The sequence below is a fragment of the Xanthomonas campestris pv. phormiicola genome (assembly GCA_025666215.1).
Taxonomy (GTDB): Bacteria; Pseudomonadota; Gammaproteobacteria; order Xanthomonadales; family Xanthomonadaceae; genus Xanthomonas_A; species Xanthomonas_A campestris_A.
In genome coordinates, this window is record CP102593.1 from 4,856,813 (window position 1) to 4,882,432 (window position 25,620).

The window sequence follows — 25,620 nt, forward strand, 5'->3', positions numbered from 1 at the left end:
ATGACGCGATCCATCCGGCCGTTGCCGTCGTCGCATGCGCCGGCCGTCAGGCGGCACGACGCGGCCGGCAGCGCCGCGACCGGGACGGTGCGCCACGCAAGCAGCGCAGGATCGGATCAGCGTTGCCCAGGCCAGCTTGCGCGGGAATGAACGCTTGGGATTCGCCAGGGAGCAACGAACGCCCGCTCAGCGGCAGGGCGGCGTAAGCGCGGCGCCCTGCAACCAGGCGCTGCTGGACAGCGCTTGCAGCGCCGTGCTGCCGGGCAAGGTCGCCACCGCCAACTGGCTGCCGATCGCGCCCGGATCGATGCTGCCGGACAGCCGCGGCCAGCCCGTGGCGACCGACGCCCCCAGTCCCGAACACCCCAGCGTGGCCAGCGACAGCGTGGCGACCTTGCCGCCGATCGCTGCAGCGCGGGCGGAGGAAGAGCGGCGTGGCGACGGCGCCAGTGCGGCGGCCAGCGCCGCCGTCGCCACCGGGTCGGCGCCATACGCATTGGCGCGGATCAGTTGCAGGTAGGGGTCGCGCGAAGGCGGCGCGCGCTGCGGGCGCCCGGATGCGGTGTGGCGCAGCGTGTAGGCGGCCGACGCGGAAAGATCGGTCGCCAGCTGTGCGGCTGCCGGCGCAGTCGCGCCCAGCAGCAGCAACGCCGCCAGCGCCGCGCGACAGCGCTGCGCCGGCCGTGCGGCCCCGCCCGTCGCGCGAGCGCGGCCGCGCTGGTCGTCAGTACGCATTCTTGTGCACGAACCCTTTGTAGAGCGTCATCGCGATGATCTTCAGATCCATCGCCATACTGCGGTGCTGGATGTAGTGGAGATCGTGGGCGACGCGCGCCACGACCTTGTCGATGCTGTCGATCTCGCCGCGCAGGCCGTGGACCTGCGCCCAGCCGGTGATGCCCGGCTTGATCCGGTAGCGGTACATGTAGTCGTGCACCAGGTCCTTGTACAGGTCGTCGTGCTGCAGCGCGTGCGGGCGCGGACCGACCAGCGACATCTGCCCCTTGAGCACGTTGATGAACTGCGGCAGCTCGTCCAGGCTGGTACGGCGCAGGAAGCGGCCGACCGTGGTCACCCGCGGGTCGTGACGGCGGGCCTGGGTCAGGGTTCCGGCCGCCTCCGCATGCGCACGCATGGTGCGGAACTTGCAGATCTCGAAACAGCGCCCGTCCGCGCCCATGCGCTTTTGCCGGAACAACGACGGACCCGGCGAATCGAGCCGCACCGCCACCGCGATCGCGCCCATCAGCGGCGACAGCGCCAGCAGCGCGGCGGCGGCGAACAGTACATCGAACAGGCGCTTGCCGCCCTGCCAATGCGCATGGCGCGCGGCGGCCGCCAGATCGATCACCGGCAACCCCGGGGCCAGCGCCGCCGCCGACTGCGCCAGCGCGAAGTCGCGCAGGTCCGGGATGAAACGGATATCGACGAAATCGTGCCGGAACGCGCGGACGAAGTCTGCGGCCTGCTGCGACTGGTGCAGGGGTCCGAGCAACCACAGCTCGTCGATCGCCCGCTGCCTGACCAGCACGCGCAATGTCTGGAACCGGTTGACCACCGGCAGTCCGGCGCACAGGCCGCCTTCCGGCGCGCCCGCGTCGTAGACCGCGGCCAGGCGATAGCCGTGGCCACGCATGCGCAGCAGTCGCGGCAACAGGCACACCGATTCCGGGCTGGCGACCAGCGCCACCGAGCGCCGGCGCGGCACGATCCTGCGCTGCGCGGCATGCAGCGCCTGCATCGACAGCCGCGCCATCGACGCCATCCCGAACGCCTCCACCGCCAGCATCGGCAGCGAGGACCTCATGCCGCCGGCCCCGGCGCCTGCGTGGCCGCTTCGCCGCCGCCGCGCAGGCCGGCACGGTAGGCGCTGGGCGTATTGGCCAGGTACTTGCGGAAGATCTTGGCCATGCGTCCGCCATCGCCGATGCCACAACGCCGCGCGATCTTGTCGATCGGCAGGTCGGTTTCGGCCAGCAGCCGGCAACTGCGCTTGACCCGGATACGCAGCAGATAATCCGAGGGCGTGATCCCCAGTTCCATCTTGAAGCGGCGCAGGAAGTTGCGCTCGCTCATCGCCGCGACCTGCGCGGCATCGCCCACGCTGATCGGCCGGTCGCTGTTGGCTTCCAGCCAGCGCGCCGATGCCAGCACCTGTTCGCTGACCCGCGACGCCATCGCCAGCTGCGCGACGTCCTGGCGCGGCGCGACCTCGCGCAGGCCCGAACGGCCCACCCGCTGCGCGACCGCCTCGCCCAGGTCGCGCTCGATCATGCGCAAGGTGGCGGCCAACGCGGCGGCCGCGCCGCTCCCGGCCTGCCCCAGCATCGACGGTACGCACAACCCGGCCGCCTCCATCAGGTCCTGGCCTTCGGCGATGGGCACCACGGTCTGTGCCCGTTCGCGGCAATCACGCAGCCACGCGCGCAGGCGCTCGTCGCCCAGCGCACGCCGCGCGCCGCCGCCGCCGGCCAGGAACAGCGCATGCAAGCGCGGGCCGCGGCCTGCCGGCTGCAGCGGCTCGGTGTCCACCACCAGCTTGAAGGCGCTGGAGATGCCGCCGCCATTGCTGGACAACAGGCAGATCTCGTAGAAGTCGCCGCGGCCCGCGGCGCCGCACTCGATCGCATTGGCCGCTTGCAGCATCTTCACCACGGCCACCAGGTCGGCCAGATCGAAGCCTTCGTACAGGACGAAACCCACCCGCCGCGGCAGTGCGATCCTGCCCGCTCCGCACGCGCGCGCCAAACGCATCTGCGACAACCCGACCGCCAGCCCCATGGTGTTCGTCCCCTTACTTCGATGACTCTTGTTCCTGGCACTGCAGGTTCACGCATGCGCCATGCGCAATGCCGATGGCGCGCAAGCGCAGCAGCTGCGCGCGGCGCCAGCGCGAGCCGGCCACCGGCACCAGCGCCGTCGGCGCCGCCACATGTTCGTGCGCGGCATAGAACCCGCGCGCCACGCCGTCGCGGTACGCCTGGATGGCCTGGGCATCGCCGCCTGCCGGATCCGCGACGCCAGCCGGATCGATGACGTCCTGCGCCTGCTCGGCGATGCGATACGCCCAGACCGCCGCGTCGCGGCAAGGCGCACGCCGCGGATCCATCTCGCGCAGCATCGCCACGCACAGCCAGGCCGGGCGCACCCAGCGCGGGGCGAAGGCATGCGCGGCACCGAGCAGGAAGCGCCGCAACGGTGCCGCATGTCCGGCACTGACCTGATTCATGGCGGCACCGGGCAGATCGAGGGCAGGACCACCCGCACCGAAGGACGCAGCATGGCCGGACGCGCCACCGCATCGCCTTGCAGGCAGGTGGCGCCGCCGACCAGGGCGACCAGGACATGCTGTTGGCAACCCACGCCTTCGGCCACCACGTACGGCGCGAGCGCGCCGCTCAACGCGGCCAGGTGCGAGAACTCTTCCGCCCCGGCGCTGCTGCGCACCGCCGCGCTCAGCAGCGAACCGCTGATCTTGATGATCTGTGGCTGGATCGCGCGCACGAAGTCCAGCCGGGTGTGGCCGTCGCCGAAGTCATCGATCGCGATCTGGCAGCCGAGCGCCTGCAGCCGGCGCACGAACTGCACGGCGCTGTCGAAGTCGATCAGCGCCGCGGTTTCGGTGATTTCCAGGGTCAGCCGCGCAGCGAGGCTGGGATTGGCCTGCAAGCGCTGCAACGGCCCACACCACCACGCGTCGCCGATCAGGCTCAGGCTGGACAGGTTGCAGCCGATGCGCAGCGTCGGCTCCACGTCCAGGCGATCGATCACCGCATCCAGCACCGCCCGGTCGAGTAGGCGCACCAGCCCCAGCCGCTCCAGCGCCGGCACCAGCGTCGCCGGCGACAGCTGCGGCACGTCGAAGCGCAGCAGGGCCTCCTGGTACAGCTGGCCCAACGGGCGCCGGTCGGCGGCATTGGCGGAGCGGCTGCGGCGCACCACCGGCTGGAAGGCCAGGCTCACCTGCCCCTTCGCCAACGCGTCGTGGAACGCCAGCGCCTGGGCCATGTCGGCTTCGTAGCCGATCCGCCAGTTCCATCCGCACTGCACCGGGCGCAGGAACGGCGCCGCGCCGCATTGCCGTTCCAGTTCCTGCGGTTCGTACAGGCCGCCGTCGGCGTACTCGCCGGCGCTGATCTGCACCGCGTCCACCGTGGTCACCGGCAACGCGGCCTGGCCTTCGTGCAGGAACGGCCTGGCGCAGAACTGCAGTTGCCAGCGCTCGGCGGCCGACGCCGGCACCGGAGCGCCCGCATGGCCGACGCCGGCGACCGTGTCCGGCAACACCGCAATGAAGCGGTTGTGCCCGGCCACCGCCACCGAGCCCCCGGCCACGTGCACGCTCAGCTGCAGCGCCTGCAACGCCGCGCGCGCATAGCGCTGGCCGTAGGTCGCGCTCAGATGCGAGTAGTTGTGCAGTTCGACGAGCATGTGCCCGACGCTGTCTGCGGCCGGGACCGGCAGCGCGCTCATGGCCGGACCATCGCGCCGGCGCACGCAGCGGCGATTCCCCGGCGCTGCAGCAGCGCTCGTGACGCGACGGAAGTGTCGATTGCGTACAAAAGGGGTCCTTTGTGTGAGCATCGGACCCGATCGATGAACTGCGCGCCTAGCTTAGGGTTGCCTCGCCCAACCTAGCGTGATTCCCCCCACGACAGAAAGGACCCTTTCTGTCAAACAGCGGGAGAGGCCGATATATCGCATCGAAGACAGGCGTCTTCGCGCATGGATCGCAGCAACGGCGCAAGGACGACGTCTCCCGCTTTTCCTAGCGGGGTTACCTCAGATGATGATTGGCTATGCGCGCGTTTCGACCGAAGAACAGAACCTGGACCTGCAGATTCAGGCGCTCAAACGCGAAGGCTGCGACAAGATATATACCGACCACGGGATTTCCGGGATCGCCAGCGCGCGCCCGGGACTGGCCCGGGCGATGGCGCAACTGCGCCCGGGCGACACCTTGATCGTCTGGCGACTGGACCGTCTCGGCCGCTCGCTGCAGCAACTGGTGAAACTGCTGGAGTCGCTGTCGCGGCGCCGGATCTTCTTCCATTCCACGACCGAGCACATCGACATGCGCTCGTCCGGCGGGCGCCTGGTGTTCCACATCATGGCGGCGTTGGCCGAATTCGAGCGTTCGCTGATCAGCGAACGCACCCGCGCCGGGATCGCCGCCGCGCGCGTGAACGGGCGTCAGGTGGGGCGCAAGCCGCGACTCACCGACGCGCAGCTGTACGAGGCACGCAGCGCACTGGACGGAGGAACCCAGAACCTGCGGCAACTCGCCCGCGGGTTCGGCGTGCATCCGCGCACGCTGAGCCGCGGACTGGAGCGCATGAGCGCGCTCGGCACCGCACTCTAGCCATTGACGTTGCGCAGATGCAGAAAAAGCGCATGGATGGCGTCAAATATATGTCACACCACCATCGCGCATGGCATTTTCGTGCCCACTGCGGCACGCCGCGACGACATCTTGACAAGACCGCCGCAACTCTGCGCCAAACACCTGGACGAACGTCACTGGTTCGCGCCTAATACGGCCTGTGTTGTTACGAGGATCGGACGAGCGTTGATTATCGGATACGCGCGAGTATCAACGGAAGATCAACATTTAACGCTACAGACACTGGCCCTGGAGGCTGCCGGATGCGTACAGATCTATACCGACCATGGCATCTCGGGACGCCTGGCATCGCGGCCTGGCCTGGACATGGCGCTGGCGCGGCTGCAGCCCGGCGGCAAGCTGGTGGTATGGCGCCTCGACCGGCTCGGGCGCTCGCTGATCCATCTGGTGCAACTGCTGGACATCCTCGGCAAGCGCGGCATCTCGTTTGAATCGATCACCGAACGCATCGACACCGACTCTTCCGGCGGGCGCCTCATCTTCCACATGATGGCGGCGCTGGCCGAGTTCGAATGTTCGCTGATCAGCGAGCGCACCCGCGCCGGCATGGCCGCTGCGCGCTCCAAGGGCCGCCCGCTGGGCCGGCGCCCGTCGCTGACCGCGCAGCAATGCATGGAGGCGACACTGTTGCGCCACGAGCAAGGCTGGACCAGTTGCCAGCTCGCCCGACGTTACGGCGTGCATCCGCGCACCCTACTGCGGCAGATGGCCAAGCAGACACTGCAGGGCAGCGGGCTGTGCTGCGAACACAGGGTAGAGGCCGAACGCGTGGCCGGCATGGCCGACTAGGCCTGCCATCGCGTCCGGAAACGGCCATGGTTGCCCCTGCCGGGTCGCCATCCGCTGTGGCGTGGCGCAGCGCCCGACGGGCTGGCGGGCGCCCGGCCCGCGCCGCAGGCTCAACGCCGCAGCCTTTTCGCGGCCGCGCCTTCCGCGACGCGGCTGCCGCCCACCCGCCGCAGCGCCGCCAGTTCCGCGGCCAGGCGCTGCGCGCCGGCGCGCAGTTCCGGCACGGCGGTGATCTCCCACAAACCGCCGCGCAGCAGCGGCCCCAGGCAGTACAGCCCGGCGACCGGATGGCCGCTGCCGTCGCGCACCTGCAGGCGCTCGTCCACCACCAGGCCCAGGCCCAGCGGATCGGCCTGCAGCAGGCCGGCATCGCGCATCGTGGCGATCAACGGATGGCTGGTGCGGGCGACGTCGGTGTCCAGCCCGGTGGCGCGGATCAGCACGTCGAAGTCTTCGGTGCGCGCGCTGCTGCTGGCACGGTCGCGGATCACCGCCTCCACCGCGGCCTCGCCCAGCCGCGCGCGCAGCAGGCGCCCGGCGCGGATGCGCAACTGGCCCTGCTGCTGCATCTGCGCCAACGCAGTGGCCGCGGCCGGCGCCAGCCGATGCCGCGCCGCTTCCCAATACGGGCGCAGGTGGCGCAGGAAGCGCGAACGCGCCGCCGGTGCCAGGCCTTTCCAGAACGGCTGCAGATGCGGGCGCAGCGCATCGACCACGCAGCGCCAGTCCTCCACCACCGTGGTCAGCTGGCGCAGGCTGCGCACCAGGCCGGCGAGATCGTGGTTGCGCAGCGCCTGCGCCACGCTCGGCGGCAGCGTCACCGGCGCGCCCGGCTGGGCCAGATGCGCCTGCGGCGCCAGGCCGCGCCGCGACAACGCGGTGATCGGGCCGCGATGGCCGCGGCGGCGCAGGGTCAGCGCGACATCGGCCATGGTCAGGCCGGTGCCGACCAGCAGCAGCCGCGCCTGCGGCGGCACCTCGTCCAGCACTCCGTCCTGCCACGGCCAGCCGATGTAGCGGCGATGCACCGCCAGGCGCGGACCGATACCGGGCAGCGCCGCCGGCGGCAGCGCGCCGATCGCCAGCACCACCACGTCGCTGACCACGTCCTCGCCGTTGGCCAGGAAGATGCGGAAACCGTCCGGGCCGCGTTCCACCGCCACCGCCTCTTCGCTCACCCGCGCCACCTCGACCGCCGACGCGGCGAGCGCGGTGTCCAGATGCTGCTCCAGGTAGCGGCCGTACTGCAGCCGCGGCAGGAACTGCAGACGCTGTTCGGCGTCGAGCTGCAAGGCATCGGCGAAGCCACCCGGATCCTGCGGGTCCACGCCCAGATCCTTGGCGCGCACGTTCAACAGATGTTCCGGCCGCGCCGCACCGTAGGCGATGCCGCGGCCGTAGGTGTCGGCCACGCCGATCAGGGTGATGCGGCGGGCGGCGCCCTGCCTGGCCAGCGTCGCGGCCAGCACGGTGCCGCAGAATCCTGCGCCGATGATCGCAATTCGCATGGCTCGCACTCGTGGCGGTCTGGGCATCCTTTGTGCCCGGGATGCCGGCCGCGGGTGTAAATCGCCGGTTAATGCGCGGCACTTGGTGCATGCCGATCGGGCATCAGCACATGCGTTTGGCCCATAAGCGGGGTCCGCTGGACCTTGGCGCTGGGCGGCACGATCGTCGCGCGATCCGAAGGACTCGCCAGTACGCCATGAGGCGTTTCCCGCATCGCGCGCAGATGCCCAAGGATCGATGAGCGGGCGGCCTACTGCAGCCCTTCTTCGCTCAGCGCCTGCTGCACCGACGGCCGCGCGTGCACGCGCTGGTACCACGCCTGCAGGTTCTGCAAGGCGTCGAAGTGGATGTCCGCCTTGTAGTGCGAGGTCAGCCAGGACGCCTGGCCCCAGCCGGTCAGCGCATACAGAGAGGCATCGGCGACGGTGAAGGCATCGCCCATCAGGAACCGGCGCCCGGCGAGTTGCGCATCGATCCAGGCGAAGCGCTGCTCCAGCTTCGGCCGGGCGGTGTCCACGTACTGGCCGGCGAGCCGCGCGTACAGCAGGGGGATGAAGCCCTTGTGGATCTCCGTGGCCAGGAAGTTCAGCCACTCCTGCAGGCGGTAGCGCTGCATGCTGCCATTGGGCGGCACCAGGCCGCGTTCGGGTTTCAGGTCGCCCAGGTACTGGACGATGACAGTACCTTCGCGCAGCACGCTGCCGTCGTCGAGTTCGAGCGCCGGCACGTAGCCCATCGTATTGACCCGATGGAAATCCGCGCCGTCCTCGGTCAGGTGCTTGCGGTGATCGACCCGCACCAGCTTCGCCTCGAGGCCGAGCTCATGCAGCACGATATGCGGCGCGAGGGAGCAGGCAGCCGGGATGTAGTACAGCTTCATTGCGATCTCCAGAAAGTGGGCGCAGCGCTCGCGAGCGCGGCCCGACGCATTCTAGAAACCAGGTATAGAAAAGGAAGAAGGCACTATACTGTTGTCTAGGTACAAAATTTATACCTGGCGTGCGGACCGCAGGGGCCTGCGATGAAAGACAACGTTTCCGGATGCTCCGTGGAAGAGGCCATGCGCCTGCTGGGCGGAAGGTGGCGCCTGCTGCTTGCCTCGTACCTGCTCGACGGGCCCAAGCGGTTCAACGAACTGCGCCGCGACATTCCGGCCATTTCGCAACGCATGCTGACCCTGGACCTCAGGGCCTTGGAAGAGGCGGGGCTGATCCAGCGCACCGTCCATCCGACCGTGCCGGTCAAGGTCGAGTACGCGCTGACCGAGGACGGGCGCCGCCTGGAACCGGTGGTGGCGGTGATGCAGGCGTTCGGGCTGTGGGTCAAGGCGCGGTCCGCCGGCTGAGCGATGCCGGCTCGGGACGGCGATGTTCGCGATCGCGGGCGCCCCGCGCTTGACCTGCGGGGTCGCATGTCCGAGCCTGCGGCGGCGCACAGCGCACATCGTGGCGCCGCCCTGCGCGCACGCGACCCTCGACGCGGCACGCCGCGCCCGATCTCGGGCCGTGTCGGCCGGTGGGACGGGCCAGGCGGCACACAGGCAGCGCGGACGACGCCCGCGTTCGCGCCGGAACCGCCCGTGGCGCATGCCGCAGAACCAAACATCCGTTTAAAACACGCGCAACTTCGCCGAACTGGACAGTAATCCCGGCTTCGCGCAGACTGCCGCCCTTTCCGCTGGTTTGTCTTCCATGGCGCGACTGCTGCTCTTGCATGGCCCCAACCTCAACCTGCTCGGCACCCGCGAGCCGGGGGTCTACGGGCACGCGACGCTGGCGCAGATCGATGCGGCGCTGCTCGCGCAGGCCACGGCCGCCGGGCACCAGCTGGACAGCCTGCAGTCCAACGCCGAGCACGTGCTGGTGGACCGGGTGCAGGCCGCGCGCGGCGACGGCACCGGCTTCATCCTGATCAACCCGGCCGCGTTCACCCACACCTCGGTGGCGCTGCGCGACGCGCTGGCGGCGGTGGCGATCCCGTTCATCGAGATCCACCTGTCCAACCCGCACAGCCGCGAGCCGTTCCGCCACCACAGCTATTTCAGCGACCACGCGCTCGGCGTGATCTGCGGCTTCGGCGCCGACAGCTACCGCTACGCGATGGACGCGGCGCTGACGCGGCTGGGAGCGGCCGCATGAACACCCGTCGCGCGCGCCCCGCGGCGGCGTACGCCCCTATCCGAGTTCGCCGGGCCGCGTGCCCGGTCATTTCCCGATTCACCTCAAGAGGCCGTTATGGATCTCCGTAAAATCAAGAAGCTGATCGACCTGCTGGAAGAGTCCAATCTCGCCGAGATCGAGATCAAGGAAGGCGAGGAAAGCGTGCGCCTGGCGCGCACGCCCAAGGGCATGATCGCCAGCGCCCCGCAGTACGCCGCGCCGGCCCCCGCCGCGCCGCCCGCCGCCACGCCGATGCCGATGAGCTCGCCCACCGAGGCCTCCACCGGCGGCACCGCCAAGCCTGGCAACGCCCTGCCCGAGGGCCACGTGCTGCGCGCGCCGATGGTCGGCACCTTCTACACCTCGCCGTCGCCGGACAAGCCGGCCTTCGTCACGGTCGGCCAGGCGGTCAAGGCCGGCGAGACCCTGGCGATCATCGAGGCGATGAAGATGTTCAACCCGATCGAAGCCGACGTCTCCGGCACCATCGTCGCCATCCTCAGCGAAAGCGGCGTGCCGGTGGAGTTCGATCAGCCGTTGTTTGTGATTGGTTGATGCGCGGGAATCGGGAATGGAGAATGGGGAATCGTCGAAGCGGCCGCACGAGCGGCTGGATGTCTGGCGCGACTCCATGGATCTGGTGGAAATGATCTACCGCCTTTCTGATGCGTTTCCGGCGACGGAACGCTTCGGATTGACGGCGCAGCTGCGCCGTGCGGCGGTCAGCATTCCCGCCAACATCGCCGAAGGCGCGGCACGCCGCTCCACTCCCGAATACCTGCGTTTCCTGTCGATTGCGCGCGGCTCGCTGTCGGAGGCAAGCACGCATCTGCAGATCGCGCGCCGGCTCGACTATACCGGCGACATCGCGGCGCTCGACGGATTGATCGATACGATCTTCGCCAAGTTGACCGCATTGATGAATGTCCTGAGCAAGCGCGGAGATTGACGATGCACGCCATCCCCCATTCCCGATTCTCCATTCCCCATTCCCGGCCTTCCCATGCTCGATAAAGTCGTCATCGCCAATCGCGGCGAAATCGCGCTGCGCATCCTGCGCGCGTGCCATACGCTCGGCATCCGCACGGTCGCGGTGCATTCCACCGTCGATCGCAACCTCAAGCACGTGGCGATGGCCGACGAGTCGGTGTGCATCGGCCCGGCGTCTTCGGCCGAGAGCTACCTCAACATCCCGGCGCTGATCGCCGCGGCCGAGGTCACCGACGCGCAGGCCATCCATCCCGGCTACGGCTTCCTGTCGGAGAACGCCGACTTCGCCGAGCGCGTGGAGCAGTCCGGCTTCATCTTCATCGGGCCCAAGGCCGACACCATCCGCCTGATGGGCGACAAGGTCGAGGCGATCCGCGCGATGAAGGCCGCCGGCGTGCCGTGCGTGCCCGGCTCCGGCGGCCCGCTGGGCGAGGACATCGTCGCCAACACCAAGATCGCGCGCGAGATCGGCTACCCGGTGATCATCAAGGCGGCCGGCGGCGGCGGCGGCCGCGGCATGCGCGTGGTGCATTCGGAGGCGGCGCTGAAGGCCGCGATCGAGACCACCAAGTCCGAAGCCAAGGCCGCTTTCAGCAACGACCAGGTGTACATGGAGAAGTTCCTGGAGAATCCGCGCCACGTGGAGATCCAGGTGCTGGCCGACGGCCAGGGCAACGCCATCCACCTGGGCGAGCGCGACTGCTCGATGCAGCGCCGCCACCAGAAGGTGGTCGAAGAAGCGCCCGCGCCGGGCATCACCGAGCAGCTGCGCAGCGAGATCGGCAAGGTCTGCGTGGATGCCTGCGTGCGCATCGGCTACCGCGGCGCCGGCACCTTCGAGTTCCTGTTCGAGGACGGCCGCTTCTACTTCATCGAAATGAACACGCGCATCCAGGTCGAGCACCCGGTGACCGAGCGCATCACCGGCATCGACCTGGTCTGCGAGCAGCTGCGCATCGCCGCCGGCCACAAGCTGAGCATCAAGCAGAGCGACATCGTGCTGCGCGGCCATGCGATCGAGTGCCGCATCAACGCCGAGGACCCGGAAACCTTCATGCCCAACCCGGGCCTGATCACCGGTTTCCATCCGCCCGGCGGCCCCGGCGTGCGCGTGGACACGCACATCTACAGCGGCTACAAGGTGCCGCCGAACTACGACTCGATGATCGGCAAGCTGATCGTGCACGGCCCCGACCGCGAGACCGCGATCGCGCGCATGCGCGTGGCGCTGAGCGAGATGGTGGTGGACGGGATCAAGACCAACATCCCGCTGCAGCAGCGGATCATGCGCGACAAGGGCTTCCAGGCCGGCGGGCAGAACATCCACTACCTGGAAAAGCGCCTGGCCGAGCGCAAGAACAAGTCGATTGCGTTGGTGTGAGGGGCCGGGATTGGGAATTCGGGATTGGGGATTCGCTAGAGCCGGCTTCGGACCGATGCCGGCGGGCGCGAAGATTATGGCTTCGATAGGGGCCCGCTGACCTTGTCGGGGTTAGGGTCGCTGCTGCCCCAGCCGCATGTGAAAGATCGGGATCCGCTTTTGCGAATCCCGCATCCCCAATCCCGAATCCCGGCTACTTCGTCTGCGTCCCCGGCACCGGTTCGGCGCCCAGGGTCGAGGTCGGGCTGACGATCATCACCGTCTCGGTGGAGCCGTCCGGCCACACGATCTGGAACGTGCTGCCCGGGCCGAGCGTGGAGAACGGCATGCCGCTGCGGGCGCGGTAGATCGCCGCCACCTGCGCGGCGCCGGCGCGGCGCAGGTCCGGGTCGGCGTGCGTGGTGGTCAGCTCGACTTTGGACAGGCCGCGGTAGCGCTGCTCGGCCGTGTCGATCATCAGCAAGCCGGCCGCCGCCGCCGAATAGGCGACCAGGGCCAGCACCCAGAACCAGAACTTGGCGCCGTGCAGCCATCGCCGGTAATTCATGAGCCCGCTCCTGTCGTATCCACCAGACGGTTGACCATGTCGTTCATCGTGTCCGTGCCTTGCCGCGGCACCGCGGCGTCGTAAACAAAGCTGCTGAAATCCTGGGTCGGGTCCGCCGAGCAGATCCCGCCGTTGGCGCAATAGCGGGTCATCAACTCGCTGTCCGGGCCGCAATCCAGCCCCAGCCGGCAGGCGGCCAGCTGCCAGGCCAGTTCGGTGAAGGCGGTGCCGGCGATGCGCTCGTCCAGGCTGTCGTCGCCGCTGGCGGCCAGGCCCATCGCCGGGGCCAGCGCCATGTAGGCATCCGGATCGCCGGAGGCGCGGACCCGTTCGACCAGGTCGCGCTTGTAGCCGGCCGAGCGCTGCAAGGGCTGCCCCAGCGCCAGCAGCGCCGCCTCCGCGGCCAGGTTGCCGCCGCGCGCGGCCTGCACGCGCTGGGCGACGATGGCCTGGCGGGTCAGGCCATCGCCGGGTACGAAGCCGGCGCAGCGGCGGCCGACCCGCGCGCGCGCAGCGACCATGCGCCCCGAGGTGGGCAGCTGCGCCGCATCGATGGCGCGGGTGTCGGCGGCATAGCCGGCCGGATTCATCGCATAGCCGGCGCAATAGTCGTAGATGCGGCTGAGCAGCCAGGACGCATCGGCATCGCCCTGCGCGGCGGCGGCGGACAGCTGCTGCGCGGTGCGGTACAGGTCGGGACTGCGCTCCAGGGCGGTGCGGCGGTCGGGCGACGGCACCTGCGGCACCTGCACCGAGGTGCGCCTGCGCTGGTCCTGGCCCGGCACGCCCGTGGCCGCCGGCACCGCGGCGCTGGCGGCCGCCGCCACCGGCGCCGCCGGCGCGGCCGCCAGCACCGCGGCGCGGTAGCCGACCACGCCCAGCAGCAGCGCGGCAGGCGCCAGCAACAGCCAGGTTTTGCGGGACACGGCGAGAGGCATGCGCGAGGGCGATGAGGGCGGCAGGCGGCGATGGCGGCAGCGCCCGGGAGTCGGGGCCGCCGCAATGTCGCAGTCTAGCGCAGCCGATGGCGGGCCAGGACACACGCTGCCAGCCACGGTCACGGCGCGCGCGGCCCGTGCCGCGCCGGGCCGCCGCGGCGGTCGTCTAAGATGCGCGGTCATTCCTCCCTCCTTGTGCCCGACCGATGCCGTTCCTCGAACTGACTGTGCGCTGCACCGACGCCACCCAGCCCCGCTACGAGAACGCGCTGGAGGACGTCGGCGCGCTGGCGGTCACCCTGCTCGACGCCGAGGCCGACACCAGCAACGAGCGCGCGATCCTGGAGCCGGGCGTGGGCGAGACCCCGCTGTGGGGCACCCTGGTGCTCAGCGCGCTGTTCCCCGCCGAGCAGGACGCGTTGCTGCTGCTGGCCGCGCTGGAGGCGTTCGACCCTGGCCTGGACTGGGCCCAGGCCGCGTTCCGCCAGGTCGCCGACCAGGACTGGGAACGCGCCTGGCTGGACCAGTTCCAGCCGATGCGCTTCGGCACGCGCACCTTCATCGTGCCGTGGAACCACGAGCTGCCGGAAGAAGCGCGCGGCGCCGATGCCGCGGTGGTGCGGCTGGACCCGGGCCTGGCGTTCGGCTCCGGCACCCACCCGACCACCGCGCTGTGCCTGCGCTGGCTCGACGCCCTGGCCGCCGACGGCACGCTGGCGCAGGCGCGCGTGCTCGATTTCGGCTGCGGCTCCGGGATCCTGGCGCTGGCCGCGCTGAAGCTGGGCGCGGCCGCGGCGGTGGGCGTGGACAACGATCCGCAGGCGCTGCTGGCCACGCACGACAACGCCGAGCGCAATGACGTCGGCGCGCGCCTGGCGGTGCACCTGCCGGCCGACGAGCCGGTGGCCACCTATCCGGTGGTGGTCGCCAACATCCTGGCCTCGGCGCTGGACGCGCTGGCGCCGACCCTGGCCGAACGCGTCGCGCCGGGCGGGCGCATCGCCCTGTCGGGGATCCTGCACGGCCAGGAACAGGAGCTGCTGCAGCGCTACGCAGCCTGGTTCGAACACTTGCGCACGGAACGGGACGGCGACTGGATGCGCATCGACGGCGTGCGCCGCGGCTGAGGCACGCCACGCGCGCGTCCGCGCACACGCTCGCGCGGCCGCTACCTCAGCCCCGCCCTGCGGCCAGGCTGCGGATCGCCGCGGTCAGCAACGCCGCCTCGGCATGGATCGCCAGCACCCGCGTGCGCGGCCGCCAGCCCTGCGCGCGCAGGCGGCGCTCGTGCCAGCGATGGCCGCGCCGCGCCTGCGGCAGCCGCCAGGCCAGTTCCAGCAGCACGCCGACCAGCGCCGCCGCGCCCAGCGCCTGCACCAGCGCCACCCAGCCCGCGGCATGCAGCAGCAACCATGGCAGCGCCGGCACCCGCGACGGTGGCGCGGACGGATACGGCAGCGCGAACACCCGCCACGACCAGCCCTGCCTGACCGCGCGGCGGCCATCGCCGGCATCGGCCCAGATCCGGTAGCGGTGCGCGCCGATCCCCGGCGGCGGCCGCGGGCGGCGGCGCGCGCGCGGCGGCGCGGACGATGCGGCGTCTTCACTGCGCACAGCCATCGCCGACGACAGTATCAACAACAAAGTCTTCATTGAAAGCCGTACGAACCAACTTTCCCAGTCGGCGCGGCTATATCTCGCCTCCCCCGCGGAGGTGAGTGTGAGCAGCAGGCTGTACGAACGGGTGCGCGAAGCGCGCAAGCTGACCGGTCTGACCCAGGAAGCGCTCGCGCTGGACCTGTCGGTGACCCGCAGCGCCGTGGCGCAGTGGGAGATGGCCGACGGCACCGCGCCGGCGGTGGAGCACCTGATCGCCCTGGCCCGCCGCAGCGGGCTGACCTTCGAATACCTGGCCACCGGCCGCGGCGAACGCGTGTTCGGCGAACCGCTGTCCGTCGCCGAGGAAGCCGCGCACTACCGGCAACTGTCCGACCAGCAGGCACGCCTGCTCGACAGCTTCGAGACCCTGAGCCCGCGCCAGCGCGCCGGCCTGCTGGACCTGATCGGCGCCGGCAAGCACCGGCGCTGAGCGGGGCGCCGGGGCGGTGCGGGGCGCCCCATAGCTGCGATGCCGCTGCTGCCGCTGCGCGTCGGGCGCTGATACTTGTGGGAGCGACTTCAGTCGCGACAGGGCCTTGCCGGAAATGCCGATCGCGAGCGATGGCCCGAGTCCCGAACCCTCCCCATCTGGCAAGCGGAGGAGTGCAAGCACGCCGGCACTGCGCTGCAGCCCGCTCCCGCGCGTGCTTGAATAGCGCTCTCGTTGCCGTCGCCGCCTTCACGCATGCCCGATCCCACCCCGCCCCGCCCCAGCCTCGCGACCCTGCTGCGCCAGCCCGACCGGCCGGCGCCGGAACAGGCCGATGCCGTCGCGCCAGCAGGTCCCGGTGCGGACGCGGCCGCCGGTCCAGCCGCGACGGGCAACACCGGTAACGGCGCTGTGCCACGTGCCGAGGCGGCCACCGCACCACTGACCACGCCTGCGCCGGCGTCCATGCCGGCCGCAGAGACCTCGCTCGCGGACGCGGCATCCGCAGGGTCCGCTTCCGCAGCCAGCGCGCCGACAGCCCCTGCTGCACTCGAACCGGAGTCGGAACTGGAGTCGGAACTGGCGCTGCCGCCGGTACATGAGCCGGAGCCGACCTCCGCAGCAACCGCCACCGCAGCCAGCGCCGCCCCCAGCTTCATGCAGCCCAGTGCCCCACGCCGGCCGGTACTGCGCGCTGCGCCCTGGCAATGGATCGCGCTGGCCGGGCTGGTCCTGCTGCTGGCGCTGCAGATCCTGGTCGCCGACCGGCAACGGCTGGGCGCCGACGCGCGCTGGCGGCCGTGGGTGGCCGGGGTGTGCCAGGCGCTGCGCTGCAGCCTGCCGCCGTGGCGCGAGCCGAGCGCGTTCACCATGCTCAGCCGCGAAGTGCGGCCGCTGCCTGGCCGCGCCGGCACCCTGCAGATCCAGGCCACGTTCCGCAACGACGCGCGCTGGGCGCAGGCCTGGCCGCTGCTGCAACTGTCGCTGGCCGACGCCGACGGACGCACCATCGGCAGCCGCGTGCTGCGCCCGGAGGAGTACCTGGGCCGCACCCGCCCGGATGCGCCGACGCTGGCGCCCGGACAGAGCGCGCAGGTGGCGTTCCAGGTGCGCGAACCGGCCGCGGGAACCGCGGCATTCAGTTTCGACTTCCACTGAAACGCTGTGACACCACGATCCGCCATGGCAGCGAGGCAGGCCACGCGCTAGACTCGTCCCCCCGCGCCGGCCCTCCAGCCCTCCGGCGCCGCCGTCATCCGGGGACCCGCCGAACTTGAACGCTGCCACCACTCGTCCTGACTCCAGTCGCGGCGCGCCGAAGCCGCCGCTGCGCGAACACGTGGCGCAGTCCGTGCGCCGCTACCTGCGCGACCTCGACGGCTGCGACGCCGACGACGTGTACGAGATCGTGCTGCGCGAGATGGAGATCCCATTGTTCGTGGAAGTGCTCAACCACTGCGAAGGCAACCAGAGCCGCGCCGCGGCGATGCTCGGCATCCATCGCGCCACGCTGCGCAAGAAGCTGAAGGAATACGGGTTGGCGTGAGGCCGGGACTCGGGACTCGGGACTCGGGACTCGGTGATGATGTCCCGGAGCAAATCCTTGTCAAGCGATTTGATGCAAAAAAGGGCCGCTTTTTTTTAGAAAATGCGGCCTTCTTTTTTTTGCGATTCCGGCGCAACCGCTGTTCTGTGGGAGTGGCTTCAGCCCCTCCTCCCACAGAACAGCGCAGAAGCTGCGAACTTGCGAAAGTCCCGAGTCCCGAGTCCCGAGTCCCCAGTCCCGAGTCCCGGCTCCCCCTCACACCCACCCATACCGGATCAGGTGGAAGAACACCGGCGCGGCGAAGCACACCGAGTCCAGCCGGTCGAGCACGCCGCCGTGGCCTTCGATCATGTGGCCCCAGTCCTTGATGCCGCGGTCGCGCTTGATCGCCGACATCACCAGGCCGCCGAAGAAGCCCATCAGGTTGGCCACCAGCGCCAGCGCGAACGCCTGCAGCGGCGAGAACGGGGTGATCCACCACAAGGCCGCGCCGAGCAGGCTCGCCGACAGGATGCCGCCGACGAAGCCTTCCACGGTCTTGGACGGCGACAGCTTCGGCGCGATCAGGTGCCTGCCGATCAGCTTGCCCCACACGTACTGCAGCACGTCCGAGGACTGCACCACGATCACCAGGAACGCGAACAGCAGCAGGTTGCGGCCTTCGTAGCCGGGGATTTCCAGGTTCAGCAGCGCCGGCACGTGGGAGATGCAGAACACGCAGATCATCAGTCCCCACTGCACTTTCGCGGTGCGCTCCAGGTAGCGCGTGGTGTCGCCGCCGATGGTGGCCAGGATCGGCAGCACCAGGAACGCATAGACCGGGATCAGCAGCGTGTACAGCCCGTACCAGCCGCTCCACACCAGCCAGTACTGCCACGGCAGCACGATGTAGAACGCGGCCAGCAACGCGTAGTAGTCGCCGCGCCGGGTCGGCGCCAGGGTGATGAACTCGCGCAGCGCGAACAGCGACACCAGCGCGAACAGCACGATCACGCCGATGCGCCCGAACACGAACGCCAGCGCCACCACTGCGGCCATCACCCACCACGCGCGGATCCGCGCCACCAGGTTGTCGAGCACCGCGCTGGGGCGCCCGCGCGCGCGCCAGCGCAGCGTTTCGGAAATCAGCGTGGCCAGCAGCAGCACCGCGGCGATGCCGAGGAACAGCCAGATGGTCTGCTGCCGCAGCGAGGATTGCTGCAGATGGTCGCTGAAGGCGATCGCGTTCATCGTGCGGCCTCCATCCGTTCCGGCGACAGCGCCAGCAGCGCCGCACGCGTGCGTTCCAGGAACGCCTGCTTGTCCTCGCCGGCGCCCAGCCGCAGCGGCTCGCCGAAGGTGGTGGTGCACAGCAGCGGCAATGGCAGCCATTTGCCCTTGGGCATCACCCGCTTGAGGTTGTCGATCCACACCGGCACGAATTCCAGTTCCGGCCGATGCCGCGCCAGGTGATAGATGCCGCTCTTGAACGGCAGCACCCCTTCCTCGGTGTTGCGCGTGCCTTCCGGAAACAGGATCAGCGAACCGCCGCCATCGACCGCCTCGCACAGGCATTCGATCGGATCGCGGCTGCGCTGCGCGGCTTCGCGCTCGATCAGCACGCCGTTGAACACCGCGTGGATCAGGTAGCGGCGCAGCGCGTCGCGCTGCCAGTACTCGGCTGCGGCCACCGGCCGCACCTCGCGCCGCAGCGCCGCCGGCAGCGACGACCAGATCAGCACGAAGTCGCCGTGGCTGGCGTGGTTGCCGTAGTACACGCGGCGCTCGCTGGAGGGAATGCAGCCGCGCCAGAACGCACGCGCGCCGGTCAGGATGCGGATCGCGGCACTGCAGCCGCGGGCGATCAGACGTTCGATCATGTCCACTCCAGTTCGCGCACGATGGCGCGCAGACGCATCACGATGGTCACCGCCGCGCCGCCGATCAGCAGCGCCATGGTCGCGACCAGAATCATTTCGGCGACGGCCGTGTAGTGCAGCAGCAGAACGACGGCCGCCAGCAGCGCAGCCAGCGACAGCCAGTGCATGCGTTGCACGCGCGCCATCGGCCCCTGCAAGGGCTCGCTGACGCCACAGGCCAGGCCGAGCATGCGCACGTAGGCGGTGCCCACGCACAGCAAGGCCGCGGCCCAGCCCAGGTCGGCGCCCCAGCTCAGCACGTGCTGCAGGCCGTAGCCCACGCCCAGGCACACGACGACGTCGGACAGGCGGTCGGGCGCTTCGTTGTAGACCTCGCCGGCGCGGCCGACCATCTGCGCCTGCCGCGCCATCAGCCCGTCCAGGCGATTGCACAGCAGCCGCCCCTGCAGGCCGAGCGCGGCCAGCAGCAGCAAGCCGGCCGCATCTCGCGGCGGCTCGCGCCAGGCGCAATAGAACATCAGCGCCGCCAGCGCGGCGAAGCCGGTGGCGGTCCAGGACAGGCCGTTGGGCGTGGCGCCACGTGCGCGCAGCGCCGTCGCCAGGCGCGCCCGCCACTGCGCGCGGCGTTGTGCCAGGGTCGCTCGGGCCATCAGTCGGCACCGCCACCGCAACCGCCGCAGCCGCTGCTGCAGCTGCTGCCGCAACTGCTGCCGCCGCCATCGCCACCGCCGGTGTTGCAGCTGCTGCCGCCACCGCTTCCGCCGTTGCTGGCGATCACTGGCGATCGCAGCGCGTGATAGTCCGCCCACGCCGTGCTCATCAGCACGCCGGTGCCGCCCAGCGCCAGCGGCGTGGCCAGGTGCGTGCCGGGCGTCGTGGAGGAGAGCACCGTCCCGGCGCGCCATGCCGCATCGCGCGTGGCCAGCAGCCGGTCGCCGGCGACGCTGCGGCGCGGCGGGGTCAGCAGGAAGCCCAGTGCGATGAGCGTCACCGCCACCATCGCCGCGACCAGGAAGCCGACCGGGCGCTGCAGCTGCAAGCCGATCTCGATCTTGAGCGCACCCACGACCCACAGCGCTACCGGCGGCGCGGCGCCGAGCAGGCGCGCGCACCAAGCCTGGCCGCGCCCGAGCAGCAGGCGCTTGCCGATCAGCGCCTGGCGCAGCGGTATCGCGTCGTCGCGCAGCGCCTGCAGCGCCAGCGACAAGGTCGGGTTGGCGCGGACCAGTTGCAGGGCGCGCTGCAGCGACGCCGGCACCGCCACGCCGTCCGCCACGTGCAGCGCGGTCGCATCACTGCGGCGGCGCGTCAGCGTCGACAACGTCGGCCGCAGCTGCACCGCGCCGCAGATCTGCAGCAAGCCAAGGTGCAGGTCAGCCACGCGCTCGCTGCCGCCGGCCAGGAACGCCAGCTCGGCGTGATCGACCACGCTGGCCGCGTGCCGCTGGCCGACGCCGCGCACCGCGCGCCGCAACCGCGCGGCCAGCGCCCAGGCCAGGCCGATCCCCGCCAGGAACAGCACGATGAAGGCACTGCCGCGCCAGTGCAGCGGCGAGACGGCCGGGTTGTCCAATCCCAGCCACCAGCCCAGCAGCAGCGTGGCCGCCGCCCACAGCCACAGCGCCTTGCCGGATGCGCGCGGCCTGTCCCAGCGGCGCGCGTGGAGATCGTCGGCGGTGGCGACCCGCGCGGCGCGCTCCCCGGCCGGTGCCGGCCAGCAGGCCGCCGGCGGTTCGCCGAAATAGCAGCGGTAGCGCGCCAGCGTGGCCCGGTATTGCGCGGCGTGGCGCGCGGCGTCGGCGGCATCGCCGCGGCCGGGCCGGTGATGCAGGGTGGTCTGCAACACGTGGGGGCAGAACTGCTGCCAGTATTCGCGAGTATCGGTGAGATGGGTATGCCAGACCTGGTCGATCAGCGCACTGGGGGTGACGTCCTTGGCTCCGCTGCAGGCCAGGAAGCAGAAGCGCCGGTATTCCTCGATCGCCTGCGCGGCCATGGTCAGGGAGACCTTGGCTTCCTTGGCCACGCGGCGCACGAACACCGGCAAGGCGTCGTCGGCTTCGCCGAAACGGTAGGCTTGCAGCCGCTGCCACAGCGCTTGTTGCGCGGCGTCGGCGTGGGGCAGCGGCGCCGGATCGGCGGATGCGGTCATGGCCTGCGCTCCGTCATGCGAACTGCGCCGCGATCGGCGCCGCCAGCAGCGCCAGCAGCTGCAGCGCCAAGCTGGCGATCTGCCGCAACAACAAGCCGCGCATGCCGCGCCAGCGTGATTGCCAGTCGCGCGGCGGCGGCAAGCGCCGCAGCAGGCCGAGCCGGTGCAGGGCGGCGTCGAGATCGGAGCCGGCCTGGTCCAGGTCCGCTTCGGCCAGCACCGCGTCGAGCAGCACGGCATCCAGGCCGACGCGCGCGGCCCAGTAGCGCTGCACCACGCCGGCGAGCACGCCGAGCAGGCACAGCATCGCCGCCAGCGACGCGCCGACGTTGGCGTACCACGCGCCCAGCAGCAGCGCGACAGCGAACAGCACCAGCGACAGCCGGTCCAGCGGCGATGCCTGCCGCAGCAGCGCGGCCATCGTGCGCAGTTCCAGCGGCGTGCTCATGCCGGCAACTCCAGGGCGCGCGGCGGTACGTGCGGCGCAGCGCACGCCGCGGCGACGGCATCGCGCTGCGCAGGCCCCAGCACCACCCGCGCTGCGCGTGCGCGCAGCAGCGCGAGCGCGGCATCCAGATCGCCGGCGCGACCGCTGTGCAGCAGCCAGGTGGCAACCGCGGCGGCGCTGCGCGAATAGCCCAGTGCGCAGCACACCAGCACCGGGCCATGGCGGCGTGCGGCCTCGATCGCGGCGGCGGCTTCGCGCAATGCCGCCGCGGGCGGTGCGACCAGGTCCAGCATCGGCACGCTGCGGTCGTGCGCACCGGCGTCGCGCAGCGACAGTTCGGCGCAGACATCGACCACCACGGCGAACGCCGCGCGCTCGCCGCGGCCGGGAAGGCGCCCCAGCCAGACCCCGTCGGCGATCTCGCGCGGCGCCGGATCGCGCCGGGTCCAGGCGCGCGCATTGAGCCAGGCCGCGGCCAGGTACGGCGCGTACAGCCAGCGCGCGGCCAGGCTGAGGCGGCCATCGGCGCGCTTCTGCAGGCCGAGCGCGCCAAGCAACGCGTAGTCGAGCGCGACCAGCAGCAGCGACAGCGCCGGCCACAGCAGCCACCATGCCGTCCCGCCGAATGCGTAAGCCAGGGCCGCGCAAGCCGCGCTGCCGAGCAGGTAGGCAACGGCCAGCCGCCAACGCGCCGGATCGCGCGCCAACGCCAGCGCGCTCCACGGCGGCGCGATGCGCTGCGGCCACAGCCACACGCACAGCCAGCCGGCGGCCAGGCCGGTGGGAATGTCCAGGAAATGGTGCTGGTAGGTGGTCAGCACCGACAGCCCGATCAGCGCGAACCAGGCGTGCAGCGCGCCGCGCGCGAGCCCGTGCAGATGCTGCGCATAGCGCACCCACAGCACCACCAGCAGCACGATGTGCAGCGACGGCGCCTGGTTGAACGGCTTGTCGAAGCCGAGCAGCACCGCGAACAGCCAGCCGAACACGCCTTCGCTGGGCGGCCGTTCGAAACTGAAACGCAGCGGCCATAGCAGGAAACAACCCACCGCCAGCAGCTGCGCGGTCAGCAACCGCCGGGCGTGGGTATCCAGTTCGGCGCGGGTGCGGCAGACGAAGAACGAGATCACGTAGAACAGGTCGATCGACCAGTACGGCACGATCGTCCACGGCCAGAACGGGATCTGCGTTTCCCACGCGAACGGCAGCGACGGCACGTAGGCGCGACGCTCGGCCAGCGTATTGGCCAGGCCGTAGCTGAGGAAGAAGAACGGCCCCAGCAGCGCCAGCCACGCCAGCGCCCGCCGCCACGGCCGCGGCGCCGCTTCGCTCACGGCGCGATCCGCTGCGCCAACGACACGGTGAAGATGCCCCATTCGTCGATGCGCTGTTCGAGTTTGCGGAAGCCGGCCGCGCGCACCAATTCGTCCATCTCCTGCTGGGTGCGGCGGCGCATCACCCAGGCCGCGCCGCCGCGGTGGCTGGTCAGCGCGCGGGCGATGAATTCCAGCTACGGGTGCCACGGCTGGCCGGTGTAGGCGAGATAGCCGCCCGGTTCGACCGCGGCGGCCACGCCCTGCAGCGAGCGCAGCACCTGGTCGTTGTCGGGGAACAGTTCGTACAGGCCCGACACCACCGCCAGCGTCGGCCGCGGCTGCAATGCCGCCAGCGCGTCGCGGTCGAAGGCGTCGCCCTGCTCGAAACGGGCGATGTCGGCGGCGCCGAGTTCGGCGATCAGCGCGCGCCCGCGCTCCACGTTCAAGGCGCTGAAATCGCGCAGCGCGATCGCATCGGCGCGCTGTTCGCCGCCGGCCAGCGCTTCCAGCACGTAGCGGCCGTGGCCGGCGGCGATGTCGAGCACGCGCACCGGCGCGCCGGCGTCGCGCAGCCGCTGCATGGCCAGGCGCAGCAGTTCGTGCAGATGGGTGCGGCGCACGCGGATGCCGCGCCAGCCGATCGCATCCAGGTAATTGCGGTCAATGAAGCGCCCCAGCGGGCCCTTGCCGCTGGCGCGGTCGCGATACACGTAGTCCAGCGTGCTGCCGGAATCGAAGCCGGTCTGCAGGCCCAGCGCGACGCCCTCGGACAGGGTGCCGCCGAAGCGCAGGTTGGCGCGCACGAAGCGCCAGCGCAGGTCCTGCAGGCTGTATTTCTGCGGCGGCCAGGACAGCCGCTCGGCTTCCTCGAAGGTCGGCCCGCGCCGGTGCGCCTGCAGCAGGCTCGGCAATGCCGGCGCCTCGGCGAAGCGCTCGCGCACGAAGCGGCGGATCTGCGCCAGCGCCGGCGCGCGGTCGCGCTCGCCCAGGGTGTCGTGGAAGAACCCGGGCAGCAGGTGGCGCTCCTTCACCGGCGAGGACAGCCGCTCGTAGAAACGGTCCTGCGGGCCGCGGTGCACCACGAAATCGTCGCCGGACACCAGCAACTGCACCGGCACGGTGATCGCCTGCGCATCGCCGACCACGCGGTCGGCGGCGGCGTACACGCCCAGCAGCACCCGCACCGAGATCGGCCGGGTGATCAGCGGATCGTCGCGGTAGCTCGCCACGCGCGCCGGGTCATGGGTCAACCACTGCGGCTTGACGTAGCTGTTGACGAAGAAATTGCCGCGCAACTTGTGCAGCAAGGCCAGCCCGGGCCGCGCGAACGGCACGTACAGCTTGACCTTGAACGCCGGCGAGGCCAACACCAGCGCGCGCAGCGGCGGCGCGTAATCGTGCACCCAGGTGCTGGCGATCACCGCGCCCACGCTCTGCGCGATCACCACGATGTCCTGCACCGCGATGCCGTGGGCCTCGCCGATGTGGGCGATGAAGCGGTCCAGGTCGCGCACCAGCGCCGGGAAGCCGGGCGCATCGCCGCGCACGCCGGGCGAGCGGCCGTTGCCGCGCGCGTCCCAGGCGAACATCGCGCAGTCGTCCAGCCCCAGTTCGTCCGCCAGGTGCAGCACCCGCCCCGAATGTTCGTGGCCGCGATGCAGCAGCACCACCGCACGCGGCACCGCCGCCGGCGCCATGGCCGGCCAATGCCGGTAGAACAACCGCGTTCCGTCGAAACTGCAAAACTCGCTTTCGCTGACCTGCCGCATCCGTTGCCGATTCCCTGTCGTTCGTACTTGCCGTTGCCGTGAGTGCCGCTACCGCTTCCGTGTCGTTGCCGCGGCCTGCGCCGCGCGGCTCAGCGCGACGCCGCCTCGCGCAGGCCGGCGGCAACGCGCCGCAGCACCGTCGCCGCGCACAGCAGCGCCAGCACGATCGCGAACCCGTCCACCGTCTTCGCCCCCACCCAGCCACCGGCCAGCAGCAACCCCAGCAGGCCGATGGCGAAGGCGCGGTCGCTCTTGCCCATCGGCCCGTCGTAGCGGCGGCCGGCGCCGACCATCAACCCCAACACCCCGGCATACTCGGTCAACGCCGCGGCCAGCGCCAGCGCCCACAGCCAGCCGGCCGCCACCCCGGGCACGCTGGCCAGGCTCAGGTACAGCGCCGCATCGGCGATCACATCGCTCAATTCGTTGAGGTAGGCGCCCAGTTTCGACTGCTGCCCGAACTCGCGCGCCAGCATGCCGTCGACCGCGTTCAAGGCCATGCGCAGCAGCATCCACGCCGGCAGCAGCGCGTACCACAGCGGCTGCGCCGGCGCGCGCCAGAACACCCAGGCGGCGACCAGCAGCGACACCGCGGCCGCGCCCACGGTGACCTGGTTGGCGCTCGCGCCGAGCCGGTACAGGCCGCGCACCCCGGGACGCAGCAGGTCCTGGAAGCGTCCTTTCAGTGCGTAGATCGAAACCATTGCGGGGTCCTGAGGGTCCA

28 protein-coding genes and 1 pseudogene are annotated in these 25,620 nt (G+C 70.8%); 11 read left to right on the forward strand and 18 right to left on the reverse strand.

Annotated features, from left to right (window positions below; genetic code table 11):
- Window positions 1–186: 186 nt before the first annotated feature.
- From NRY95_20475 to NRY95_20495, 5 genes are all read right to left on the reverse strand, one after another.
- A complete protein-coding gene (locus NRY95_20475) occupies window positions 187–735 on the reverse strand; it encodes a hypothetical protein (protein UYC16030.1) in 549 nt (182 codons plus the stop codon).
- Window positions 725–1,807, reverse strand: coding sequence for an exopolysaccharide biosynthesis polyprenyl glycosylphosphotransferase (locus tag NRY95_20480; protein UYC16031.1), 1,083 nt, complete (start codon window positions 1,805–1,807; stop codon window positions 725–727). The genes NRY95_20475 and NRY95_20480 overlap by 11 nt, the downstream gene beginning before the upstream one ends.
- The gene (locus NRY95_20485; protein ID UYC16032.1) at window positions 1,804–2,703 is read right to left on the reverse strand and encodes a helix-turn-helix domain-containing protein; all 900 of its coding nucleotides are present in this window, start codon (window positions 2,701–2,703) and stop codon (window positions 1,804–1,806) included. Before NRY95_20485 ends, NRY95_20480 begins: the two co-directional genes overlap by 4 nt.
- A gap of 91 nt (window positions 2,704–2,794) precedes the next feature.
- Window positions 2,795–3,229, reverse strand: coding sequence for a hypothetical protein (locus NRY95_20490; GenBank protein UYC16033.1), 435 nt, complete (start codon window positions 3,227–3,229; stop codon window positions 2,795–2,797).
- On the reverse strand, window positions 3,226–4,473 hold the full coding sequence (locus NRY95_20495; GenBank protein ID UYC16034.1) for an EAL domain-containing protein: 1,248 nt from the start codon (window positions 4,471–4,473) through the stop codon (window positions 3,226–3,228). The genes NRY95_20490 and NRY95_20495 overlap by 4 nt, the downstream gene beginning before the upstream one ends.
- 166 nt (window positions 4,474–4,639) lie before the next feature.
- On the opposite strand from NRY95_20495, the gene NRY95_20500 reads away from it, so the two are divergent.
- Together NRY95_20500 and NRY95_20505 are read left to right on the forward strand one after the other, a co-directional pair.
- Window positions 4,640–5,362 (forward strand): recombinase family protein, encoded by a 723-nt coding sequence (locus tag NRY95_20500; protein UYC16035.1) that lies wholly within the window; start codon window positions 4,640–4,642, stop codon window positions 5,360–5,362.
- A gap of 207 nt (window positions 5,363–5,569) precedes the next feature.
- A complete protein-coding gene (locus tag NRY95_20505; protein UYC16036.1) occupies window positions 5,570–6,193 on the forward strand; it encodes a recombinase family protein in 624 nt (207 codons plus the stop codon).
- 110 nt (window positions 6,194–6,303) lie between these two features.
- Here NRY95_20505 and NRY95_20510 read toward each other — a convergent pair whose 3' ends face one another.
- On the reverse strand, window positions 6,304–7,701 hold the full coding sequence (locus tag NRY95_20510) for an FAD/NAD(P)-binding protein (protein UYC16037.1): 1,398 nt from the start codon (window positions 7,699–7,701) through the stop codon (window positions 6,304–6,306).
- A gap of 251 nt (window positions 7,702–7,952) precedes the next feature.
- Window positions 7,953–8,582 (reverse strand): glutathione transferase GstA, encoded by a 630-nt coding sequence (gene gstA / locus NRY95_20515; GenBank protein UYC16038.1) that lies wholly within the window; start codon window positions 8,580–8,582, stop codon window positions 7,953–7,955.
- A 168-nt stretch (window positions 8,583–8,750) separates the two neighbouring features.
- Between gstA and NRY95_20520 the strand changes: the two genes are divergently transcribed.
- The 5 genes from NRY95_20520 to accC all read left to right on the forward strand — a co-directional run bounded on the left by NRY95_20520 (window position 8,751) and on the right by accC (window position 12,232).
- On the forward strand, window positions 8,751–9,047 hold the full coding sequence (locus NRY95_20520) for a helix-turn-helix transcriptional regulator (GenBank protein ID UYC16039.1): 297 nt from the start codon (window positions 8,751–8,753) through the stop codon (window positions 9,045–9,047).
- A gap of 346 nt (window positions 9,048–9,393) precedes the next feature.
- A complete protein-coding gene (gene aroQ / locus NRY95_20525) occupies window positions 9,394–9,840 on the forward strand; it encodes a type II 3-dehydroquinate dehydratase (GenBank protein UYC16040.1) in 447 nt (148 codons plus the stop codon).
- A 96-nt stretch (window positions 9,841–9,936) separates the two neighbouring features.
- A complete protein-coding gene (accB, locus tag NRY95_20530; protein UYC16041.1) occupies window positions 9,937–10,416 on the forward strand; it encodes an acetyl-CoA carboxylase biotin carboxyl carrier protein in 480 nt (159 codons plus the stop codon).
- Window positions 10,417–10,432: 16 nt separating this feature from the next.
- Window positions 10,433–10,810, forward strand: coding sequence for a four helix bundle protein (locus NRY95_20535; GenBank protein UYC16042.1), 378 nt, complete (start codon window positions 10,433–10,435; stop codon window positions 10,808–10,810).
- A 54-nt stretch (window positions 10,811–10,864) separates the two neighbouring features.
- The gene (accC, locus tag NRY95_20540; protein ID UYC16043.1) at window positions 10,865–12,232 is read left to right on the forward strand and encodes an acetyl-CoA carboxylase biotin carboxylase subunit; all 1,368 of its coding nucleotides are present in this window, start codon (window positions 10,865–10,867) and stop codon (window positions 12,230–12,232) included.
- Between the two features lie 193 nt (window positions 12,233–12,425).
- On the opposite strand, the gene NRY95_20545 is transcribed toward accC, so the two are convergent.
- Together NRY95_20545 and NRY95_20550 are read right to left on the reverse strand one after the other, a co-directional pair.
- Window positions 12,426–12,779: a hypothetical protein gene (locus NRY95_20545; protein ID UYC16044.1), complete on the reverse strand. Its 354-nt coding sequence runs from the start codon at window positions 12,777–12,779 to the stop codon at window positions 12,426–12,428.
- The gene (locus NRY95_20550; GenBank protein UYC16045.1) at window positions 12,776–13,717 is read right to left on the reverse strand and encodes a hypothetical protein; all 942 of its coding nucleotides are present in this window, start codon (window positions 13,715–13,717) and stop codon (window positions 12,776–12,778) included. The genes NRY95_20545 and NRY95_20550 overlap by 4 nt, the downstream gene beginning before the upstream one ends.
- Window positions 13,718–13,923: 206 nt before the next feature.
- Here NRY95_20550 and prmA point away from each other — a divergent pair, with 206 nt between their 5' ends.
- The gene (gene prmA, locus NRY95_20555) at window positions 13,924–14,844 is read left to right on the forward strand and encodes a 50S ribosomal protein L11 methyltransferase (GenBank protein UYC16046.1); all 921 of its coding nucleotides are present in this window, start codon (window positions 13,924–13,926) and stop codon (window positions 14,842–14,844) included.
- Window positions 14,845–14,890: 46 nt separating this feature from the next.
- On the opposite strand, the gene NRY95_20560 is transcribed toward prmA, so the two are convergent.
- Window positions 14,891–15,370 carry a hypothetical protein gene (locus NRY95_20560; protein ID UYC16047.1) on the reverse strand — a complete coding sequence of 160 codons (480 nt, stop codon included), beginning with the start codon at window positions 15,368–15,370 and terminating at the stop codon, window positions 14,891–14,893.
- 67 nt (window positions 15,371–15,437) lie between these two features.
- Here NRY95_20560 and NRY95_20565 point away from each other — a divergent pair, with 67 nt between their 5' ends.
- The 3 genes from NRY95_20565 to fis all read left to right on the forward strand — a co-directional run bounded on the left by NRY95_20565 (window position 15,438) and on the right by fis (window position 17,352).
- Window positions 15,438–15,806, forward strand: a complete 369-nt coding sequence (locus NRY95_20565) for a helix-turn-helix domain-containing protein (protein UYC16048.1) — start codon at window positions 15,438–15,440, stop codon at window positions 15,804–15,806.
- A gap of 657 nt (window positions 15,807–16,463) precedes the next feature.
- The gene (locus NRY95_20570) at window positions 16,464–16,964 is read left to right on the forward strand and encodes a DUF3426 domain-containing protein (GenBank protein ID UYC16049.1); all 501 of its coding nucleotides are present in this window, start codon (window positions 16,464–16,466) and stop codon (window positions 16,962–16,964) included.
- Window positions 16,965–17,079: 115 nt separating this feature from the next.
- Complete coding sequence (gene fis, locus NRY95_20575; GenBank protein UYC16050.1) at window positions 17,080–17,352, forward strand: DNA-binding transcriptional regulator Fis; 273 nt, start codon at window positions 17,080–17,082, stop codon at window positions 17,350–17,352.
- Window positions 17,353–17,607: 255 nt separating this feature from the next.
- On the opposite strand, the gene NRY95_20580 is transcribed toward fis, so the two are convergent.
- The 8 genes and pseudogenes from NRY95_20580 to NRY95_20615 form a co-directional block, all read right to left on the reverse strand.
- Complete coding sequence (locus NRY95_20580) at window positions 17,608–18,582, reverse strand: phosphatidate cytidylyltransferase (protein ID UYC16051.1); 975 nt, start codon at window positions 18,580–18,582, stop codon at window positions 17,608–17,610.
- The gene (locus NRY95_20585) at window positions 18,579–19,211 is read right to left on the reverse strand and encodes a 1-acyl-sn-glycerol-3-phosphate acyltransferase (GenBank protein ID UYC16052.1); all 633 of its coding nucleotides are present in this window, start codon (window positions 19,209–19,211) and stop codon (window positions 18,579–18,581) included. The genes NRY95_20580 and NRY95_20585 overlap by 4 nt, the downstream gene beginning before the upstream one ends.
- Window positions 19,208–19,861, reverse strand: coding sequence for a CDP-alcohol phosphatidyltransferase family protein (locus NRY95_20590; GenBank protein ID UYC16053.1), 654 nt, complete (start codon window positions 19,859–19,861; stop codon window positions 19,208–19,210). The genes NRY95_20585 and NRY95_20590 overlap by 4 nt, the downstream gene beginning before the upstream one ends.
- Window positions 19,861–21,363 (reverse strand): TIGR04222 domain-containing membrane protein, encoded by a 1,503-nt coding sequence (locus NRY95_20595; GenBank protein UYC16054.1) that lies wholly within the window; start codon window positions 21,361–21,363, stop codon window positions 19,861–19,863. The genes NRY95_20590 and NRY95_20595 overlap by 1 nt, the downstream gene beginning before the upstream one ends.
- 13 nt (window positions 21,364–21,376) lie before the next feature.
- Window positions 21,377–21,811, reverse strand: coding sequence for a hypothetical protein (locus tag NRY95_20600; protein UYC16055.1), 435 nt, complete (start codon window positions 21,809–21,811; stop codon window positions 21,377–21,379).
- Window positions 21,808–23,145 carry a phosphatase PAP2/dual specificity phosphatase family protein gene (locus NRY95_20605; GenBank protein UYC16056.1) on the reverse strand — a complete coding sequence of 446 codons (1,338 nt, stop codon included), beginning with the start codon at window positions 23,143–23,145 and terminating at the stop codon, window positions 21,808–21,810. The genes NRY95_20600 and NRY95_20605 overlap by 4 nt, the downstream gene beginning before the upstream one ends.
- A pseudogene (locus tag NRY95_20610) lies at window positions 23,142–24,896 on the reverse strand (bifunctional alpha/beta hydrolase/class I SAM-dependent methyltransferase). The gene NRY95_20605 and the pseudogene NRY95_20610 overlap by 4 nt, the downstream one beginning before the upstream one ends.
- A gap of 89 nt (window positions 24,897–24,985) precedes the next feature.
- The gene (locus tag NRY95_20615; GenBank protein ID UYC16057.1) at window positions 24,986–25,600 is read right to left on the reverse strand and encodes a CDP-alcohol phosphatidyltransferase family protein; all 615 of its coding nucleotides are present in this window, start codon (window positions 25,598–25,600) and stop codon (window positions 24,986–24,988) included.
- Between the last annotated feature and the right edge of the window lie 20 nt (window positions 25,601–25,620).

Bases quoted from the DNA above. Each gene is read 5' to 3' on its own strand.
- gstA (UYC16038.1), bottom strand. From the start codon at position 8,582: ATGAAGCTGTACTACATCCCGGCTGCCTGCTCCCTCGCGCCGCATATC.
- NRY95_20510 (UYC16037.1), bottom strand. From the start codon at position 7,701: ATGCGAATTGCGATCATCGGCGCAGGATTCTGCGGCACCGTGCTGGCC.
- NRY95_20550 (UYC16045.1), bottom strand. From the start codon at position 13,717: ATGCCTCTCGCCGTGTCCCGCAAAACCTGGCTGTTGCTGGCGCCTGCC.
- accC (UYC16043.1), top strand. From the start codon at position 10,865: ATGCTCGATAAAGTCGTCATCGCCAATCGCGGCGAAATCGCGCTGCGC.
- NRY95_20585 (UYC16052.1), bottom strand. From the start codon at position 19,211: ATGATCGAACGTCTGATCGCCCGCGGCTGCAGTGCCGCGATCCGCATC.
- NRY95_20595 (UYC16054.1), bottom strand. From the start codon at position 21,363: ATGACCGCATCCGCCGATCCGGCGCCGCTGCCCCACGCCGACGCCGCG.
- accB (UYC16041.1), top strand. From the start codon at position 9,937: ATGGATCTCCGTAAAATCAAGAAGCTGATCGACCTGCTGGAAGAGTCC.
- NRY95_20570 (UYC16049.1), top strand. From the start codon at position 16,464: ATGCAGCCCAGTGCCCCACGCCGGCCGGTACTGCGCGCTGCGCCCTGG.
- NRY95_20580 (UYC16051.1), bottom strand. From the start codon at position 18,582: ATGAACGCGATCGCCTTCAGCGACCATCTGCAGCAATCCTCGCTGCGG.
- NRY95_20535 (UYC16042.1), top strand. From the start codon at position 10,433: ATGGAGAATGGGGAATCGTCGAAGCGGCCGCACGAGCGGCTGGATGTC.
- NRY95_20560 (UYC16047.1), bottom strand. From the start codon at position 15,370: ATGAAGACTTTGTTGTTGATACTGTCGTCGGCGATGGCTGTGCGCAGT.
- NRY95_20545 (UYC16044.1), bottom strand. From the start codon at position 12,779: ATGAATTACCGGCGATGGCTGCACGGCGCCAAGTTCTGGTTCTGGGTG.
- prmA (UYC16046.1), top strand. From the start codon at position 13,924: ATGCCGTTCCTCGAACTGACTGTGCGCTGCACCGACGCCACCCAGCCC.
- NRY95_20475 (UYC16030.1), bottom strand. From the start codon at position 735: ATGCGTACTGACGACCAGCGCGGCCGCGCTCGCGCGACGGGCGGGGCC.
- NRY95_20600 (UYC16055.1), bottom strand. From the start codon at position 21,811: ATGAGCACGCCGCTGGAACTGCGCACGATGGCCGCGCTGCTGCGGCAG.
- NRY95_20495 (UYC16034.1), bottom strand. From the start codon at position 4,473: ATGAGCGCGCTGCCGGTCCCGGCCGCAGACAGCGTCGGGCACATGCTC.
- NRY95_20480 (UYC16031.1), bottom strand. From the start codon at position 1,807: ATGAGGTCCTCGCTGCCGATGCTGGCGGTGGAGGCGTTCGGGATGGCG.
- NRY95_20490 (UYC16033.1), bottom strand. From the start codon at position 3,229: ATGAATCAGGTCAGTGCCGGACATGCGGCACCGTTGCGGCGCTTCCTG.
- NRY95_20590 (UYC16053.1), bottom strand. From the start codon at position 19,861: ATGGCCCGAGCGACCCTGGCACAACGCCGCGCGCAGTGGCGGGCGCGC.
- aroQ (UYC16040.1), top strand. From the start codon at position 9,394: ATGGCGCGACTGCTGCTCTTGCATGGCCCCAACCTCAACCTGCTCGGC.
- NRY95_20615 (UYC16057.1), bottom strand. From the start codon at position 25,600: ATGGTTTCGATCTACGCACTGAAAGGACGCTTCCAGGACCTGCTGCGT.